This is a genomic window from Nocardioides limicola (genome assembly GCF_016827675.1).
Classification (GTDB): Bacteria; Actinomycetota; Actinomycetes; order Propionibacteriales; family Nocardioidaceae; genus Nocardioides; species Nocardioides limicola.
Genome location: NZ_JAERJA010000002.1, coordinates 22,513 through 39,816, shown reverse-complemented (window position 1 = coordinate 39,816; position 17,304 = coordinate 22,513). Strand labels below are relative to the sequence as shown.

At 70.0% G+C, this 17,304-nt stretch carries 16 protein-coding genes and 3 tRNA genes; 18 read left to right on the top strand and 1 reads right to left on the bottom strand.

Annotated features, from left to right (window positions below; genetic code table 11):
• The first annotated feature begins 38 nt into the window (after window positions 1-38).
• From JKG67_RS03970 to JKG67_RS03905, 14 genes are all read left to right on the top strand, one after another.
• Window positions 39-1,109 carry a PP2C family protein-serine/threonine phosphatase gene (locus JKG67_RS03970; RefSeq protein WP_203335991.1) on the top strand — a complete coding sequence of 357 codons (1,071 nt, stop codon included), beginning with the start codon at window positions 39-41 and terminating at the stop codon, window positions 1,107-1,109.
• A 65-nt stretch (window positions 1,110-1,174) separates the two neighbouring features.
• Window positions 1,175-1,245: transfer RNA gene (locus JKG67_RS03965), tRNA-Gly, on the top strand.
• Window positions 1,246-1,282: 37 nt separating this feature from the next.
• Window positions 1,283-1,355, top strand: a tRNA-Pro gene (locus JKG67_RS03960).
• A gap of 56 nt (window positions 1,356-1,411) precedes the next feature.
• Window positions 1,412-2,809 (top strand): trigger factor, encoded by a 1,398-nt coding sequence (gene tig, locus JKG67_RS03955; protein ID WP_203335990.1) that lies wholly within the window; start codon window positions 1,412-1,414, stop codon window positions 2,807-2,809.
• Window positions 2,810-2,871: 62 nt separating this feature from the next.
• Window positions 2,872-3,885, top strand: coding sequence for a hypothetical protein (locus JKG67_RS03950; RefSeq protein ID WP_203335989.1), 1,014 nt, complete (start codon window positions 2,872-2,874; stop codon window positions 3,883-3,885).
• Between the two features lies 1 nt (window position 3,886).
• Complete coding sequence (locus tag JKG67_RS03945; RefSeq protein WP_203335988.1) at window positions 3,887-5,164, top strand: alpha/beta fold hydrolase; 1,278 nt, start codon at window positions 3,887-3,889, stop codon at window positions 5,162-5,164.
• Window positions 5,161-5,622, top strand: a complete 462-nt coding sequence (locus tag JKG67_RS03940; protein WP_203335987.1) for an SRPBCC family protein — start codon at window positions 5,161-5,163, stop codon at window positions 5,620-5,622. Before JKG67_RS03945 ends, JKG67_RS03940 begins: the two co-directional genes overlap by 4 nt.
• A gap of 26 nt (window positions 5,623-5,648) precedes the next feature.
• Window positions 5,649-6,164, top strand: coding sequence for a hypothetical protein (locus JKG67_RS03935; protein ID WP_203335986.1), 516 nt, complete (start codon window positions 5,649-5,651; stop codon window positions 6,162-6,164).
• A gap of 130 nt (window positions 6,165-6,294) precedes the next feature.
• Window positions 6,295-6,906, top strand: coding sequence for an ATP-dependent Clp protease proteolytic subunit (locus JKG67_RS03930; RefSeq protein WP_203336579.1), 612 nt, complete (start codon window positions 6,295-6,297; stop codon window positions 6,904-6,906).
• Between the two features lie 4 nt (window positions 6,907-6,910).
• The gene (locus tag JKG67_RS03925; protein ID WP_203335985.1) at window positions 6,911-7,519 is read left to right on the top strand and encodes an ATP-dependent Clp protease proteolytic subunit; all 609 of its coding nucleotides are present in this window, start codon (window positions 6,911-6,913) and stop codon (window positions 7,517-7,519) included.
• 29 nt (window positions 7,520-7,548) lie between these two features.
• Window positions 7,549-8,823, top strand: a complete 1,275-nt coding sequence (clpX, locus tag JKG67_RS03920) for an ATP-dependent Clp protease ATP-binding subunit ClpX (RefSeq protein WP_203335984.1) — start codon at window positions 7,549-7,551, stop codon at window positions 8,821-8,823.
• Between the two features lie 161 nt (window positions 8,824-8,984).
• Window positions 8,985-9,578 carry a hypothetical protein gene (locus tag JKG67_RS03915; RefSeq protein ID WP_203335983.1) on the top strand — a complete coding sequence of 198 codons (594 nt, stop codon included), beginning with the start codon at window positions 8,985-8,987 and terminating at the stop codon, window positions 9,576-9,578.
• A 73-nt stretch (window positions 9,579-9,651) separates the two neighbouring features.
• Window positions 9,652-10,341 (top strand): hypothetical protein, encoded by a 690-nt coding sequence (locus JKG67_RS03910; protein WP_203335982.1) that lies wholly within the window; start codon window positions 9,652-9,654, stop codon window positions 10,339-10,341.
• Window positions 10,342-10,391: 50 nt separating this feature from the next.
• Window positions 10,392-11,465, top strand: coding sequence for a class I SAM-dependent methyltransferase (locus JKG67_RS03905; RefSeq protein WP_203335981.1), 1,074 nt, complete (start codon window positions 10,392-10,394; stop codon window positions 11,463-11,465).
• 63 nt (window positions 11,466-11,528) lie between these two features.
• Here the strand turns inward: JKG67_RS03905 and JKG67_RS03900 are convergent.
• Window positions 11,529-11,604 (bottom strand) — tRNA-Arg (locus tag JKG67_RS03900).
• Between the two features lie 86 nt (window positions 11,605-11,690).
• Between JKG67_RS03900 and argS the strand changes: the two genes are divergently transcribed.
• The 4 genes from argS to thrC all read left to right on the top strand — a co-directional run bounded on the left by argS (window position 11,691) and on the right by thrC (window position 17,297).
• Window positions 11,691-13,376, top strand: coding sequence for an arginine--tRNA ligase (argS, locus tag JKG67_RS03895; protein ID WP_203335980.1), 1,686 nt, complete (start codon window positions 11,691-11,693; stop codon window positions 13,374-13,376).
• Between the two features lie 7 nt (window positions 13,377-13,383).
• A complete protein-coding gene (lysA, locus tag JKG67_RS03890; protein WP_203335979.1) occupies window positions 13,384-14,796 on the top strand; it encodes a diaminopimelate decarboxylase in 1,413 nt (470 codons plus the stop codon).
• Between the two features lie 102 nt (window positions 14,797-14,898).
• Window positions 14,899-16,221, top strand: coding sequence for a homoserine dehydrogenase (locus JKG67_RS03885; RefSeq protein WP_203335978.1), 1,323 nt, complete (start codon window positions 14,899-14,901; stop codon window positions 16,219-16,221).
• Window positions 16,218-17,297 carry a threonine synthase gene (thrC, locus tag JKG67_RS03880; RefSeq protein ID WP_203335977.1) on the top strand — a complete coding sequence of 360 codons (1,080 nt, stop codon included), beginning with the start codon at window positions 16,218-16,220 and terminating at the stop codon, window positions 17,295-17,297. The genes JKG67_RS03885 and thrC overlap by 4 nt, the downstream gene beginning before the upstream one ends.
• Window positions 17,298-17,304: the final 7 nt, after the last annotated feature.

Genomic DNA, 17,304 nt, shown 5'->3' with positions numbered 1-17,304 from the left:
GACACGACTCTGAGCCCTCTCGGGAGAAGCAGACAGCAGTGAGAGCACCGACCGTGCGGTTCCTCGGCCGGAGACTGCGCACCGGCGGTCTCCGGGAGCTGGTGCTGCTCACCGCGCTCACCCTGGGCCTGGGGGTCGGCACCGTGCTCTGGCCGATGTCGGTGCCCCTGGATGCCATGGTCGTCCCACTGGTGCTCGGCAGCGTCTTCCTCGGCCCCCGGCTGCTGCCCTGGTTCGTGGTGTTCCTGCTCGCCGTGTTCGCGTTGGGAGTGGCCCGGCAGCCCGCACTGGAGCGGCTCAGCATCACCGCCATCGCGGTCATCTACCTGGTCGGGCTGATCGTGATGCTGGTCTCCTTCCGGCGCAGTCGGCTGGGCGTAGGCGGGGCCCAGGGCGAGTCGATGCTGGTCGACCTGCGGGACCGGATCCAACGCCAGGGCGAGCTCCCCGACCTCCCGGACGGCTGGTACGCCGAATCCGCGCTCCGCTCCGCGGGCGGCACGAAGTTCTCCGGTGACTTCACGGTGGTCAGTACGGCGACCTCGGCCGGCGGTGGCTCACGGCTGGACGTCGCCGTGGTCGACGTCTCGGGCAAGGGCGCTGAGGCCGGCACCCGGGCGCTGTTGCTGCTCGGTGCCTTCGCCGGCCTGCTGAGCGCGGTGGAGCCGGCTCGGTTCCTCCCCGAGGCCAACGAGTACCTGCTCCGCCAGGGCTGGGAGGAGGGCTTCGCGACCGCAGTGCACCTCTCCCTCTCGTTCGACACCGGAGAGTTCGAGCTCCGCTCCGCAGGACACCCGCCGGCCGGGCACCTGGAGTCCGGCTCGGGCCGGTGGCTGAAACTGCTGGCCGAGGGGCCGCTGCTCGGCGTGATCGAGCAGCCCCGATACGAGGTCGTCACCGGCCGGATGCGGCCCGGCGACGTGCTGTTGCTCTACACCGACGGTCTGATCGAGACCGGTGGCCGGGACATCGACCGCGGTATCGACCGGCTGTTGGGCCACGCGGTCCGGCTCCAACAGGGCGGCTTCACCCACGGCGCCGACCGGCTCGTGGACCAGCTCGGGGCAGAACGCGACGACCGGGCGCTGGTCCTGGTGCACCGCCGCTGAGGGGATCTGATTCGGAGCCGCCGCCGGGCGTGTGGCACCATGGCACCGCACCGAAACCGGTGCGCGCGGATGTAGCTCAATGGTAGAGCCCCAGTCTTCCAAACTGGCTACGCGGGTTCGATTCCCGTCATCCGCTCTCAGGAGGTGTGCTCGACGCTGAGCACGCCGCTTGGCGGGGCGTAGCGTAGTGGCTAGCGCGCCTGCTTTGGGAGCAGGAGACCGCAGGTTCGAGTCCTGTCGCCCCGACATGTTCCCTGCGGACCCGCCGCAGGGACTTCGCTACACGAATGAGGAGACAACCTGTGAAGAGCGCCGTCGAGACCTTGAGCCCGACCCGGGCCAAGCTGACCGTCGAGGTGCCCTTCGAGGAGCTCAAGCCGAGCCTCGACGCGGCGTACAAGCAGATCGCCCAGCAGATCAACATCCCCGGCTTCCGCCGGGGCAAGGTCCCGCCGGCCATCATCGACCGCCAGATCGGTCGGGGCGCGGTCCTCGACCAGGCCGTCAACGAGGTGCTGCCGAAGAGCTACACCGAGGCGCTGCAGGAGAACTCGCTGGAGCCGCTCGGCCAGCCCGACATCGAGGTGACCAAGCTCGAGGACGACGGTGTGCTCGAGTTCACCGCCGAGGTGGACGTGAAGCCGGAGATCACCCTCCCCGCCTACGAGGGCATCGAGGCCGAGGTCGAGGACATCGTCGTCACCGATGACGACGTCGACGAGCAGGTGCAGGCGCTGCGTGAGCGGTTCGGCACCCTGATCGAGGTCGAGCGGGCCGCTGCCGACGGCGACTACGTGGTCATCGACCTGGCGGCCACCCAGGACGGGGAGCCGCTGGAGGGCGCCGAGATGGCCGGTACGTCGTACCAGGTCGGTCGCGGCGGCATGGTGGACGGTCTGGACGACGCGCTGATCGGGATGGCCGCCGGCGAGGAGAAGACCTTCGGCTCGCAGCTGGTCGGCGGTGACCTGGTCGGTCAGGACGTCGAGATCCAGGTCAAGGTGACCAAGGTCCAGGAGCAGGAGCTGCCGGAGCTGGACGACGAGTTCGCGCAGATGGCGTCGGAGTTCGACACCGTCGAGGAGTTCACTGCCGATGTGCGTGAGCGGCTGGGCCGCGGCAAGCGCCTGGAGCAGGCGGCCGCAGCCCGCGACGCGGTCCTGGAGCAGCTGCTGTCCACCGTCGAGGTGCCGCTGCCGGAGAACCTGGTCACCGACGAGCTGAACTCGCGCCGGCAGAGCATCGAGCAGCAGCTCATGTACGCCGGGATGACGATGGAGAAGTACCTCGAGGACGAGAAGCAGACCATCGAGGAGTTCGAGGCCGACCTCGACCGCCGGGTCCGCGACGCCATCGCCGCTCAGTTCGTCCTGGACGCGATCGCCAAGGAGAAGGAGATCGGCGTCGACCAGGCCGACCTCTCCCAGCACCTGGTCCGCCGCGCTCAGCAGTCCGGCCAGGACCCGCAGGAGTTCGCGAACCACATGTTCGAGCACAACCACATCCCGGACATGATCGCCGAGATCCTGCGTGGCAAGGCGCTCCAGCTGGTCGTCGAGGCCGCTTCGGTCGCCGACGCCTCCGGCAACACGGTCCAGCTCAAGGGACTGCAGCCCGATGGCACCTACGCCGAGCCGGTCGAGGAGACCCCCGAGGCCGAGGCCACGGGCGAGGCCGAGGCCACCGCGAGCGACGACTGACACATGTGATCTGTGGCGCGTCGCGTTGACCAGTCTCGACGTCGACACCGACACTTGATCCCATGACCACGCTCCGACTCGATGACGACGAGTACGCCGTCGTCCCAGAGCCGGGGCGCCACCGGGCCCCGTCCGGACCTGACCCGATCAAGGTGGTCGAGACCACGACCACCCAGTTGGGCCGTCGGGTCCAGGCGGGGCTGGTGCTGCTCCGCAGCACCGCCGGCCTCGGACTGCGGCTCGTCGGCCTGAGCCGGGTCCCGATCGCGCTGGCCACCGCCCCGGTGGCCAAGGTGATCGGTGGCGTGGACCAGGAGGTCCCCGCCGTGCGACTCCGGGTGGACGGTGTCGACTGCGCCCCCGGCGAGGTCGGCACGCGTCTGCTGGCTCCCACCGACCAGATCGTGGTGCTGATCGCCGGCGAGGGGGAGAGCGACGCCGTCTGGGCGGCCGGGGCCGACGCGGCCGGAGGCAGCTACGCCAGCCGGCTCCGCAGTCTGCTCGACTGGACGCCAATCCACCTGGTCGTGGACCATCGGCGCACCCCCACCGAGACCGGGCTGGCCACGGCCGCGCTGCTGCAGCGCACCATCGACGCATGGCCGGTGCCGCCGAAGCGGATCGCGTTCATCGGTCACGGCGCCGGTGGACTGGTGATCCGGGCCGCCGGAGGCCTCGCCCCCACCGCGTCCCGACACTGGACCGACCTGGTCACCGACGTGGTGCTGCTCGGCACCCCGCACCTGGTCGACGCCCGACGACGGGCGGTCACCACCCTGGGCCGGCAGTTCGACGAGCACCTGGCCGGACTGACCACCCTGGACCGGGCCCCGGTCGACGTACCCGATCTGCCCCGAGCCCGCTACCAACTCGTGGTCCGCAAGGCCGTCGTCTCCGCCAACCCCGTCGGCGGGATGCTCGGCGGCCTGCTCTGGTGGCGGCACACCGCGACCCGTCGGCCACGACGCGCACACCTGCTCTTCCCGGCCGCCGAGATGCATCACGTGGAGGAGCCCGGGGCGGCGCTGACCAACCACCCCGACGTGCACCGGGCGCTGCTGGACTGGCTGGTCTGAGATGGTGCTGGAGGATCCGACGCGTACGCCGGTGCCGATCGAGGCCGTGCCGGTGTCCACGCTGCCCAGCCGGGAGTTGGGCTCGCTCGAGGCGGCGGCGATCGGGCTGGACCTGCTCGACGAGGTGGTGCTGGGCACCGTCCGGGACATGCATCGGGCGATCGCCACCCGGGTGCACGGCATCGTGACTCCGGCCACCGGCGGCCTCGGCAGGCCCGTCGAGGTGGCACACCACGGCCTCGCGCACGGGTTGTACGCCGGCTTCGGCTACGGCCTCCGCGGCGGCTCCGCACTGTTTCGGGTCGGTGACCGGCGCGGGCTCGGCACCGGCATCGAGAGCACCCCGACCGGTCGCTGGGCGAACGCGTTCGTGCACGGCGTCCTGGGCGACCGGTTGGCCGAACAGCTGCCCGACCGGGCGATCCGGATGGCCGTGCGGCACCGCGGCGCCGACCTGCCGTTGCAGACCGACGCCCTGCGTGCGGCGTACCCGCAGCCGAGCGCCGACCTGGTGGTCTTCCTGCATGGCCTCACCGAGGACGAGTCCTGGTGGCAGCACCAGGCCGAGCGCCACGGCGGCAGTTATGGGGATCGGCTGACCCGGGACCTCGGTTTCTCGGCCCTGTACCTGCGAGCGAACACGGGGCTGGCGATCAGCGAGAACGGGGTCGCGCTCGCGTCGCTGCTCGACCGGCTGGTGGCCGCCTGGCCGGTGCCGGTCCGTCGGATCGTGCTGGTCGGTCACTCGATGGGTGGCCTGATCTCCCGGGCCGCCTGCGCGGTCCGGCTGGACAGTGCCCGGCCCTGGCAGGACCTGGTCAGCGACCTGGTCGCGGTGGCCACCCCTCACCTGGGGTCACATGTGGCCGCGGGCGCCCACGGCCTCTCCCGGGGCCTCAAGCTCTTCGCCGAGTCCGCACCGCTGGCCGGGATCCTGGACCAGCGCTCCGCCGGCATCGAGGACCTGCAACGGCCGCGGCCCGCGGACGTGGAGAACCTGCCGCATGTCCGGTACCGGCTGGTCGCCGGCAGCCTCGCCAAGAGCGAACGCCATCCGGTCAGCACCACGCTGGGGGACCTGCTGGTCAAACCTCGGTCCGCGTTCGGTCGCACCGCCCGCGGCCAGGAGTTGTTCCCCGGCGCGGACCGGCTCTTCGTCCCCGGCGCCGACCACTTCGCGCTGCTCAACCATGCCGACGTCTACGCGGCGATGCGTCGCTGGCTGGCCGAACCGGTCCCTGCCCACACCCACCACACCTCGACAGGAAGCAGCCGATGAACGCCGACCGGGAACTGCTGGCCAGCATCGTCATCGACGCCGACCCGGGGCAGGTCTGGGAGGTGCTGACGGATCTGGGCCGGATGCGGGAATGGAGCCCGGAGACGCTGCGGATGATCCCGCTCAAGCCCGGCGGGCTGCGCGTCGGACAGTGGTACCTGGGTCTCAACCGGCGCAAGGCGGTGGTCTGGCCGACCCGCAACGTGGTGGTCACCGTGGAGCCGAACCGGCAGTTCGCCTGGGACACCACCTCCAGCGGCGCGCGGTGGATCTATGAACTGTCCCCCGACGGTGACGGCACCCGGGTGGTGCACCGCCGGCCGGTGCCGCGCCGGCTCACCGTCGGGAGCCGGGTGTTCGCCGGCGCCCTCCTCGGCGGCAGCGGCGCCCATGCCGACGAACTGGAGGCCGGGATGAGCCAGACCCTCGCCCGGCTGAAGCAGGCCGTCGAAGGCTGAGCGCCGCTGGGCTAGGCTCACCGGCCATGCGCAGAGTCGGACTGGCCGTGATGGCGGCGTTGGCCACCGTGGCGGCCGGATGCAGCAGCGCCGACGACCCCGAGGTGCCCGGTGACGTTGCCGGGAAGACGATGGTCGCCGAGTACGCGACGATCCTGCGGGCGGCCGATCTCGGCGGCCCGGACGAACTGGCCACCTGCGTGGCCTCCACCGTGATCGACGCGCTGGGCACGGACCGGGTCGAGGCGGCCGGGCTCACGGCCGCCGACCTGGCCGACCCCGAGCACGCGTTCGAGGTCCAGGCGCTGGTCACCGATCCGGATTCGCTGATCGCCGGCCTGGCCGAGTGCGACGGCATCACCGAGGTGATCCTGGGCGAGGTGGGCGACGAAGCGCCCGAGGTCCAGCGCGAGTGTGTCGGTGCGGAGATCACCCCGGAACTGGCCGGTGCGTTCGTGGCCTCGGTGCTGCTCTACGTCGAGTACAGCGACGAAGCCCTGGAATCCTTCGGCCGGATCCGGGAGTGCGTCGACAGCGAGTGAGGGCGCGCCCAGTGCCCGTCGGGTGAATCTGCTGTGGGCGAACATGACCCCACATTCCTCCGGTGTGACGGTGTCACGGGCTAGGGTCGGCGACGTGAACCAGAACACCAGCGCTCCCGGCGCCCCAGCCATGAACGGTGGGGTGCCGACGTACGGGCTCGACGACCACATCTACCAGCGCTTGCTCCGCGAGCGCATCGTCTTCCTCGGGTCGGAGGTGCGGGACCAGAACGCGAACGCCATCTGCGCCCAGCTCCTGCTGCTCAGTGCCGAGGACCCCGAGGCCGACATCTTCTTGCACATCAACTCCCCGGGTGGCTCCGTGGACGCCGGGATGGCGATCTACGACACCATGAACTACATCCCCAACGATGTGGCCACGGTGGGCATGGGCCTGGCCGCGTCGATGGGACAGTTCCTGCTGTGTGCCGGCGCCAAGGGCAAGCGTTATGCGCTGCCGCACGCGCGGATCATGATGCACCAGCCGTCGTCGGGGATGGGCGGGTCCGCCTCCGACATCAAGATCCAGGCCCAGCAGTCGCTGCACATCAAGAAGGTGCTCCTGGAGCTGATCTCCGAGCACACCGGCCAGCCTCTCGAGCAGGTGATCACCGACGCCGATCGGGACCGGTGGTTCACCGCCGACCAGGCCCTGGAGTACGGCTTCATCGACCAGGTCGTCACCAGTGCCCGGGAAGCCTCCGACGAGGGTCGGCCCGCGCACGGCAAGCGGAAGGACTGAGCACGTGAACTACTACATCCCCCAGTGGGAGGAACGCACCTCCTACGGCTTCCGGCGCATCGACCCGTACGCCAAGCTCTTCGAGGAGCGGATCATCTTCCTCGGGACCCCGATCTCCGACGACGTCGCCAACGCGGTGATGGCGCAGCTGCTGTGCCTGGAGACGATGAACCCCGATCAGGACATCCAGATCTACATCAACTCGCCCGGTGGCTCCTTCACCGCGCTGACCGCGATCTACGACACGATGCGGTTCATCAAGCCCGACGTGCAGACGGTCTGCCTGGGGCAGGCCGCGTCGGCGGCGGCGATCCTGCTGGCGGCCGGTGCCCCCGGCAAGCGGCTCGCACTGCCGAACAGCCGGATCCTGATCCACCAGCCCTACACCGAGGGCACCTTCGGTCAGACGTCGGACATCGAGATCCAGGCCAACGAGATCCTCCGGATGCGGGAGCTGCTGGAGAAGATGATCTCCGAGCACAGCGGCAAGCCGGTCGAGGAAGTGAGCCACGACATCGAGCGCGACAAGATCCTGACTGCGGAGGCTGCTGTCGAGTACGGTCTTATCGATGCCGTCCTTGAATCGCGGAAGGGCATCCCGGCACTTGCATGACCGTGCAGTACGCAGAGAAGGGTTGACCCGTGGCACGTATCGGTGAGGGAGGCGACCTGTTGAAGTGCTCTTTCTGTGGAAAGAGTCAGAAGCAGGTCAAGAAGTTGATCGCCGGCCCCGGCGTCTACATCTGCGACGAGTGCATCGATCTCTGCAACGAGATCATCGAGGAGGAGCTCAGCGAAGGCTCCGAGGTCGGCCTCGAGGAGCTCCCCAAGCCCAAGGAGATCTTCGAGTTCCTCAACTCCTACGTGATCGGTCAGGAGCAGGCGAAGAAGTCCCTGGCGGTGGCGGTCTACAACCACTACAAGCGGGTTCGCTCGAGCGCTGCGCCGAGCAAGCACTCCCGCGAGGAGAGCGTCGAGGTCGCCAAGTCCAACATCTTGGTGATCGGGCCGACCGGCTGCGGCAAGACCTACCTGGCCCAGACGCTGGCCCGGATGCTCAACGTCCCGTTCGCCATCGCCGACGCGACCGCTCTCACCGAGGCCGGGTACGTCGGTGAGGACGTGGAGAACATCCTGCTCAAACTGATCCAGGCGGCCGACTACGACGTCAAGAAGGCCGAGACCGGGATCATCTACATCGACGAGATCGACAAGGTCGCCCGGAAGGCCGAGAACCCGTCGATCACCCGGGACGTCTCCGGTGAGGGCGTGCAGCAGGCGCTGCTGAAGATCCTGGAGGGGACCACCGCGTCGGTGCCCCCTCAGGGTGGCCGCAAGCATCCGCACCAGGAGTTCATCCAGATCGACACCACCAACGTGCTCTTCGTGGTGGGGGGTGCCTTCGCCGGGCTCGAGCACATCATCGAGCAACGGGTCGGCAAGAAGTCGCTGGGCTTCACGGCCGAGGTTCGCGGACAGGCGGAGCGCGAGTCCGAGGACCTGCTCGCCCAGGTGCGCCCCGAGGACCTCACCAAGTTCGGTCTGATCCCCGAGTTCATCGGGCGACTCCCGCTGATCGCGAGCGTCAGCAAGCTCGACATCGACGCCTTGGTGCAGATCCTCACCGAGCCTCGGAACGCGCTGATCAAGCAGTACCAGAAGTTGTTCGATCTCGACGGCGTGGAGCTGGAGTTCACCGAGGAGGCGATCGCTGCGGTGGCCGAGCGGGCGCTGGAGCGGGGCACCGGCGCGCGTGGGCTGCGAGCGATCATCGAAGAGGTGCTGTTGCACGTGATGTACGAGGTGCCCTCGCGCGGTGACGTGGCCAAGGTGATCGTGACCGGCGAGGTGGTCCGCGATGACGTCGCGCCGACGCTGATCCCGATCGAGACCCCCAAGAAGAAGAAGTCCGCCTAGCTCCGGACGCCGTGATCCCGGCAGCCCGGACCTGGGCAGCAGACTCGATGCGGGCCCGGCAGGGCCCGGCGGTACCCTGAGATCCTGGTTCGGCTGCGCGAGGTCACCGGTTCGGGTCACAATGGCCGAGGGAGTCGGTGACTGGTGAGGGAGGGTTCGGCGTGAGCAGGGAGCATCGGAGGCCGTTGTTCGCCTTCATCTTCGTCACCCTTGCCTGCGTGGTGATCATCGGCAACGCCGTGGACAGCCATGGCGACGGCCGACCGGCAGATCTGCCCTTGGCCAGTGTGATGGGCGGCGTTCAGTTCGCACCACAGACCGCCCCGGCCCTGCCGGGCTTCGTAGTGGCACCGATGCACGCGGCCGAGGAGTTCGTCGACCTGGCCCGCGGCGCGCTTTCGGAGGCCGACAGCGAAGGGGTCGTTCTTGCGGCGCAGGAGTCCGTGACCCGAAGCCCGCGGTTGACCGCGGCGAGGGGTTCGTCGGCGACGATCCCGAAGGCCTCCGGCGCGACGGGCGAACAGGCCACGCCGACCACGAAGCCAGCAGCATCACCTCGCTCGCACCGGACCAAGCGATCGGCCCGGTTCGGTGCCCGGAACAAGGCGGCCCGGGCCGGGTCCCGGCACGTCTCGGGCCGGGCAGCGGCTCGACACACGTCACGGTCGGCCCGACCCCCGGCCGGCAAGCGCGCCGCGGCGTCGAAGGCCCGGAACTGGCAGGTGCGGCAGCCTGGGTTCAACCGCCCCGCGTAAAGGAATCCGTCTTCGGCTGCGTCCTCCGACGTTCCGCGCCACACTGGTGGGTGGGGCATGTGGGAGGAGAGGCGTGAGTCGGGAGCATCGGGGTCCGATCTGGGGTTTCGTGGCGGTCAGCCTCGCCTGCGTCCTGGCGATCTCGCACACCTTCGCGCCCAGGCCTCAGCAGCAGGAGAGCCGTCCGAAGGCCGTCCTGGTGGGCGGCCTCGACATCGTCGCCACCATCACCCCGGTGCTGCCTGGCGTGGTGATCGCCCCGGTCGGCAGTGCCTGGGGGAATCCGACCGCGATCACGGGCGACCCCGACGGTGTCGATGACCCTGACGAACTCGTCGCGGGTGAAGCCGAGCACTCCTCCGGCGGCGAGCACCCCGCCACCCGCCCGGGCGGGGCCACGCACGACACCGGCGCCGGGCCAGCGGAATCGGGTGTCGGAGCGGGGGATGGCGACGGCAAGCCGGCCACCGGCGATCCGCACTCCAGCCCGGACCGACCCGAGTCGTCCCAGGCGGAGCCGTCCCCATCTGCGCCGCCTCGGCCGGTGCCGACGATGCCCACCCCCACCCCCACCCCCACCCCCACCGCCACGCCTGAGAAGCCGAACAAGCCGAACACCCCGGAGCCGAAGAGCCCGAACAAGCCGGACACCCCCGAGCCGAGGAACTCCGACGCCCCGGCCCCGCCGGAGCACGCGCAGCACAACGTTCCCCCGGGAGTGAACCCGGGCCGCGACGCAGCCGGCCAGGCCGGCGGACGGTGACCACGTCAAGGTCGCTCGACCAGGGCCTTGAGAAGGGGGATAGTGGACGGATGAACGCCACGCAGCAGACGGCGGACGAGGTGGCGGAGCGCCTGTTCGGCTCCCTCCTTGGCACGGTCGAGATCATGTCGGTCTATGTGGGAGACCGTCTGGGTTGGTATCGCTCCCTGGTCGTCGACGGGCCCGCCAGCGCGGTCGAACTCGCCCGGCGGACCGACACCCAGGCTCGCTACGCCCGGGAGTGGCTCGAGCAGCAGGCCGTGGCCGGCCTGTTGGAGGTCGAGTCCGAGGGCGCCCCCGACGAACGTCGCTTCGCTATCCCGGCCAGCACCGCCGAGGTGATGACGGACCCGACGAGCCTGGTGTACCTGGCGCCCCTGGGCAGGATGCTCGGGGCGGTGGGACCTGCGCTGCCCCGGCTCCTCGATGCCTACCGCCATGGCGGTGGAGTCAGTTGGGACACCCTCGGCGATGACGCGCGGGAGTCGCAGGCCGACGCCAACCGTCCCTGGTACGAGAAGCAACTCGGCCCCGCACTCGCCGGTGTGCCCGCGATCCACGACGCCCTCGCTGCTCCCGGTTGTCGGGTGCTCGACGTGGGCTGTGGCGGCGGCTGGTCAAGCATCGCCCTGGCCCGTGCCTACCCCGGGGCCACCGTGCTGGGCGTCGACATCGACCAGCCCTCGATCGACCTTGCCGTGACGAACGCCCGCGACGCCGGCGTCAGCGACCGCGTGAGATTCGTATGCCAGGATGCGGCGGCTCTGCCCGACGCCACGGTGGACGTGGCCTTCGCCTTCGAGTGCGTGCACGACATGCCCCGTCCGGTCGAGGTCCTCAGTGCGGTCCGGAGGACGCTCGCCCCCGGGGGTTCGCTGGTCGTGATGGACGAGGCCGTCGCCGACGCGTTCGCTCCGGACGGCGACGAACTGGAGCGGATCATGTACGGCTTCAGCCTCTTCGTCTGCCTGCCGGACGGGCTCTCGTCACCCCCGAGCGTGGGCACCGGGACGGTGATGCGCCCGTCGACGTTGCAGGGGTACGGAGAGGCGGCCGGGTTCGGCGCGTTCGAGGTCCTCCCGATCGAGGGCTTCGGGTTCTGGCGCTTCTATCGGTTGTCCTGACCGGCGCACCAGCGCGGGGCCGGCACCCACGGCCGCCTGTCAACGATGTCTTGAGACATCACATGGCGCCTTCGGCAGGATTCGAACCTGCGACACCTGGTACCGGAAACCAGTGCTCTATCCCCTGAGCTACGAAGGCACGCATCCGTTCGGAGGATGCGAGATGGAACCTTACCGCTCGATATCGCTGCAGGAGAAACCGACACCCCCCGATAGGCTTGCCCGGTGACCCCCGCGCAGCTCTCCACGCACATCGTTGACGCCCTGCATTCGCTGGTCGACCAGGGCCAGTTGGTCCTCGCCGACGGCGTGCCAGCCGACGTGGCGGTGGAGCGACCCCGGCAGAAGGGTCACGGCGACTACGCCACCAACGTGGCGCTCCAGTTGGCCAAGAAGTCCGGGATGAACCCGCGGGCGTTCGGTGAGCTCCTGGCCGATCAGCTCCGGGCGGTCGAGGGAATCCTCGGCGTCGAGGTGGCCGGTCCGGGATTCCTCAACATCTCCGTCTCCGCCGGCGCCCAGGGCCGGGTCGCCGCCGACATCGTCGCGGCCGGCGCGACCTACGGCCACACCCGCACCCTGGCCGGCCAGTCGATCAACGTCGAGTTCATCTCGGCCAACCCGACCGGGCCGCTGCACCTCGGACACACCCGGTGGGCGGTGCTCGGGGACGCCATCGGTCGGGTGCTGGCAGCGGCCGGGGCCGAGGTCACCCGCGAGTTCTACATCAACGACCGCGGCGTGCAGATGAATCACTTCGCCGACTCCATCATCGCGGCGGCGCTCGGGCAGCCCACGCCCGAGGATGGGTACGCCGGCGGCTACATCGACGATCTGGCCAAGCAGGTGGCGGCGGCCAGCCCCGGCATCTTCGACCTCCCTGCCGATGAGCGGCGGGTGGCGGTGCGCGAGGAGGCGTACCGGATCCAGCTCCGCGAGCAGCAGCAGCAACTGGAGTCGTTCCACACCCACTTCGACGTCTGGTTCTCCGAGCTGTCCCTGCACGACTCCGGCTCGGTGCCCGACACTCTGGCCCGCCTGAAGGACCTGGGGCACGTCTACGAACACGAGGGCGCGCTGTGGATGCGCACCACCGACTTCGGCGACGACAAGGACCGAGTGCTGATCAAGTCCGACGGCGAGCTGACCTACTTCGCCTCCGACACCGCCTACTACCTCAACAAGCGCGCCCGCGGCTTCGACCACTGCATCTATCTGCTGGGGGCCGACCACCACGGGTACGTGGGCCGGCTCAAGGCGATGGCCGCCTGTGTCGGCGACGATCCTGCGCAGACGCTCGACGTGATGATCGGCCAGTTGGTCAAGATCATGCGCGACGGCGCCGAGGTGCGGCTCTCCAAGCGCGCGGGCACCATCGTCACCCTGTCCGAACTCGCCGAGGAGATCGGCGTCGATGCGCTGCGGTACTCGTTGGCCCGCTACCCCGCGGACAGTCCGTTGGCCCTGGACATCGCCGAGATCACCAAGGCGTCCAACGACAACCCGGTCTACTACGTGCAGTACGCCCACGCCCGCACCTGCCGGATGATCGAGAATGCAGTCGACCTGGGCATGCAGGTCCCCGACCCCACGGGTTCGGGAGCCGACTACGACCCGTCGCTGCTGGTCCACGAGCGGGACGGTGAACTCCTCCGGGCACTGGCGGAGTTCCCGCGGGTGGTGGCCAGTGCGGCCGAGCTGCGCGAACCTCACCGGATCGCCCGCTACCTCGAGGACACCGCCTCGGTCTTCAACAAGTGGTACGACACCCGCGAGTGCCGGATGCTCCCGCAAGGCGACGAGCCGGTGACGGCCACCAACGAGGCGCGACTGATGCTGGTGGTGGCCACCCGGATCGTGCTGGCGGGGGGACTCGACCTGCTCGGCGTGACCGCTCCGGAGCGGATGTGAGGGCGCGATGACCCACGAAGCAGGGTGGGCCCATGCCCCCGGCGCGCTGGCCGGGCCGGCCTGGCTGCGTGCCCCCGAGGACGTCAACCGGTTGGAGAGCCAACTGTGGCCGAGCACGGCCCGTAAGGACGACGCGGGAGTGCTGCACGTCGGCGGGATCGCCCTGCCGGACCTGGTCGCCGAGCACAACACCCCGGCGTACATCCTGGACGAGGCCGACTTCCGCTCCCGGGCGGCGGCCTTCCGGGACGCCTTCGCCGGCTGGGACGTCTACTACGCCGGGAAGGCGTTCCTGTGCACCGCGGTGGCCCGATGGGTGGCCGAGGAGGGCCTGAGCCTGGACGTCTGCTCCGACGGCGAGTTGACGGTGGCGCTGCGTGCCGACGTCGACCCGGCGCGGATCGGCTACCACGGCAACAACAAGACACTCCTGGAGCTGCGTCGCGCGGTGGCCGAGGGTGTGGGGCGGATCATCGTCGACTCCCTGCACGAGATCGAGCGCCTGGAGACGATCGCAGCTGAGCTGGTCTCGAGAGGCTCGACCGAGGTGCGGCCGCGGGTGATGGTCCGGGTCACCGCCGGCGTCGAGGCGCACACCCACGAGTACATCGCCACCGCCCACGAGGACCAGAAGTTCGGCTTCTCGATCACCAGCGGCGACGCGCTGGCCGCAGTCCGTCGCCTGCACGAGGCGGACGGCATCGAGGTGCTCGGACTGCACTCGCACATCGGCAGCCAGATCTTCGACGCCTCCGGCTTCGAGGTGGCCGCCCGGCGGGTGCTCACCCTGCACGCTCAGATCGAGCGCGACCTGGGGCTGACCATGCCGGAGATGGATCTCGGTGGCGGCTTCGGCATCGCCTACACCACCCAGGACGATCCGAGCACGCCCGCGGTCCTGGCTGCGGCGATGAACCAGATCGTCGACCACGAGTGCCGCGCCCAGGGTGTGGCTCGCCCGCAGTTGTCGATCGAGCCCGGACGCGCCATCGTCGGGCCGTCGATGTGCACCGTCTACACCGTCGGCACCGTCAAGCAGGTCGCCCTCGACGGCGGCGCGCAACGCAGCTACGTCTCCGTGGACGGCGGGATGAGCGACAACATCCGCACCGCCCTGTACGACGCCGACTACTCGGCCACGCTGGCCAACCGAGCCTCCCCGATCCCGGCCACCATCTCCCGGGTGGTCGGCAAGCATTGCGAGGCCGGGGACATCGTGGTCCGTGACGAGTTCCTGCCCGGCGACGTGAGACCCGGTGACCTGATCGCGGTCCCCGGCACCGGCGCCTACTGCCGCTCGATGGCCTCGAACTACAACCACTCCCTGCGACCTCCGGTGATCGCCGTCAAGGACGGTGAAGCCCGGGTGATCGTCCGCCGGGAGACCGTCGATGACCTGCTGGCCACCGACCTCGGCTGAGCTGTTCCGCCGCCGCCCCGGACCCGCGCGGAACGGCTCCGCCGACGACCGTGGGGTGGGCACCCGGCGCAGCCGGGGAGCGGGCGCGGATACCCTTGCCCGGTGACCTACGACAAGTCTGACGGGCGGCCGCTGCGGGTCGCCGTGCTCGGCTGCGGCTCCGTGGGGTCGCAGGTGGTGCGGCTCCTCACCGAGCAGGCGGATGACCTCGCGATGCGGATCGGAGCACCGGTGCAACTCGCCGGCGTCGCGGTCCGTCGACTCGACGCGCCGCGCGAGGTCGAGGTGCCCGCTGACCTGCTCACCACCGACCCCCATGCGCTGGTCACCCGGGACGACGTCGACCTGGTGGTCGAGGTGATCGGCGGGATCGAACCGGCCCGGAGCCTGATCCTGGCCGCCCTCGAGGGCGGCGCCTCAGTAGTCACCGCCAACAAGGCGTTGCTGGCCGAGGACGGACCGACGCTGTTCGCCGCCGCCGAGAAGGCCGGCCGGGACCTCTACTACGAAGCGGCAGTGGCCGGCGCCATCCCGATCCTGAGGCCGCTGCGGGAGTCGCTGGCCGGGGACCGGGTGACCAAGGTGCTCGGCATCGTCAACGGCACCGCCAACTTCATCCTGGACAAGATGACCACCTCGGGCGCCGGCTTCGCCGAGGCCCTCGAAGAGGCCCAGCAGCTCGGCTACGCCGAAGCCGACCCCACCGCCGACGTCGAGGGCTTCGACGCCGCCGCCAAGGCCGCGATCCTGGCCTCGTTGGCGTTCCACTCGCGGATCACCGTCGACGACGTGCACCGGGAGGGGATCACCGGCGTCACCGCCGCCGACATCGCCTCGGCTGCGGACATGGGCTGCGTGGTGAAGCTGCTCGCGATCGCCGAGCTCCGGGGCATCGACGGTGGCGGGGAGGCGGTCGCAGTGCGGGTGCACCCGGCGATGATCCCGACCAGCCACCCGCTGGCATCGGTCCGCGGCGCCTTCAACGCCGTCTTCGTCGAGTCCGAGGCGGCAGGCGAGCTGATGTTCTACGGGCCCGGTGCCGGCGGTGCGCCCACCGCGTCCGCAGTGCTGGGCGACCTGGTCACCGTGGCCCGCAACCTGCTGGCGCACACCCGCGGGGTCGGCGAGTCGGCGTACGCCGATCGTGCCGTGCTGCCGATGGGGGAGACGCTGACCCGCTACCACGTCGCCGTCGACGTCGATGACCGCACCGGTGTGCTGGCCGCGGTGGCCACCGCGTTCGCCGAGCACGGAGTCTCGATCCGCACGGTCCACCAGGAAGGCCGAGGAGCGGACGCCCAACTGGTGGTGGTCTCGCACCGGGCCACCGATGCCCAACTGTCGGCGACGGTCGAGGAGTTGGAACGCATGGAGATCGTGCACCAGGTCACCTCGGTGATGCGCGTGGAAGGCGACGAGGAATGAGCCGGTTGGCCACTGCCCATCAGTGGCGCGGCGTGATCGAGGAGTACCGGGACCTCCTGGACATCCCCGCAGGCACGCCCGCCGTCACCCTGGGTGAGGGCGGCACGCCGCTCGTCCACTGCGACTGGCTCTCCGAGACCACCGGCGCCGACGTGTGGCTCAAGGTCGAGGGCGACAACCCGACCGGCTCGTTCAAGGACCGGGGGATGACCACCGCGATGTCGGTGGCCGTGCACCAGGGGGCCGAGGCGGTGGTCTGTGCCTCGACCGGCAATACGTCCGCGTCGATGGCCGCCTACGCCGCCAAGGCGCGGGTGACTCCGGTGGTGCTGGTCCCCGAGGGCAAGATCTCGGCGGGCAAGATGGCTCAGGCGCTGATGCACGGCGCTCGGGTGATCATGGTCCGCGGCAACTTCGACGACTGTCTCCGGCTGTCCCGGAGCATGGCCGAGCAGTACCCGGTGGCCCTGGTGAACTCGGTGAATCCGCATCGCCTGCAGGGCCAGAAGACGGCGGCGTTCGAGGTCGTCGACCGGCTCGGTGACGCCCCCGACTACCACCTGCTCCCGGTCGGCAACGCCGGCAACATCTCGGCGTACTGGATGGGCTATCGGCAGTACGCCGAGCTCGGGCACACCTCCCAGCGTCCGGTGATGCGCGCCTTCCAGGCCGCGGGCGCAGCCCCGCTGGTGACCGGGAAGCCGTTCCCGAACCCGGAGACCAAGGCGACCGCGATCCGGATCGGCAACCCCGCGTCGTGGCAGCTCGCCGAAGCGGCCGCCGCCGAGTCGGGGGGCCGGTTCCGTGCGGTCACCGACGAGCAGATCCTGACCGCCCAGCGGGACCTCGCCCGTCGCGAGGGGGTCTTCGTGGAGCCGGCCTCGGCAGCCGGCATCGCCGGGATGCTGGCCGACATCGAGGCCGGCGACTCCTACGCCGGATCACGGGTGGTCATCACGGTGACCGGGCACGGACTCAAGGACACGGCCACGGCGCTCGAGGGTGTCGTGGTGGGTGCCGATGCAGTGGTCGACGTCGACGTGCAGGCCGCGGCGGCAGCCGCGGGCCTGAGCTGAGGCACGG

What these genes read in the sequence shown, in the direction of transcription:
- JKG67_RS03930 (WP_203336579.1), top strand. Translation starts at nt 6,295, where the DNA reads ATGAACGGTGGGGTGCCGACGTACGGGCTCGACGACCACATCTACCAG.
- JKG67_RS03945 (WP_203335988.1), top strand. Translation starts at nt 3,887, where the DNA reads ATGGTGCTGGAGGATCCGACGCGTACGCCGGTGCCGATCGAGGCCGTG.
- JKG67_RS03905 (WP_203335981.1), top strand. Translation starts at nt 10,392, where the DNA reads ATGAACGCCACGCAGCAGACGGCGGACGAGGTGGCGGAGCGCCTGTTC.
- thrC (WP_203335977.1), top strand. Translation starts at nt 16,218, where the DNA reads ATGAGCCGGTTGGCCACTGCCCATCAGTGGCGCGGCGTGATCGAGGAG.
- lysA (WP_203335979.1), top strand. Translation starts at nt 13,384, where the DNA reads ATGACCCACGAAGCAGGGTGGGCCCATGCCCCCGGCGCGCTGGCCGGG.
- JKG67_RS03935 (WP_203335986.1), top strand. Translation starts at nt 5,649, where the DNA reads ATGCGCAGAGTCGGACTGGCCGTGATGGCGGCGTTGGCCACCGTGGCG.
- JKG67_RS03950 (WP_203335989.1), top strand. Translation starts at nt 2,872, where the DNA reads ATGACCACGCTCCGACTCGATGACGACGAGTACGCCGTCGTCCCAGAG.
- JKG67_RS03940 (WP_203335987.1), top strand. Translation starts at nt 5,161, where the DNA reads ATGAACGCCGACCGGGAACTGCTGGCCAGCATCGTCATCGACGCCGAC.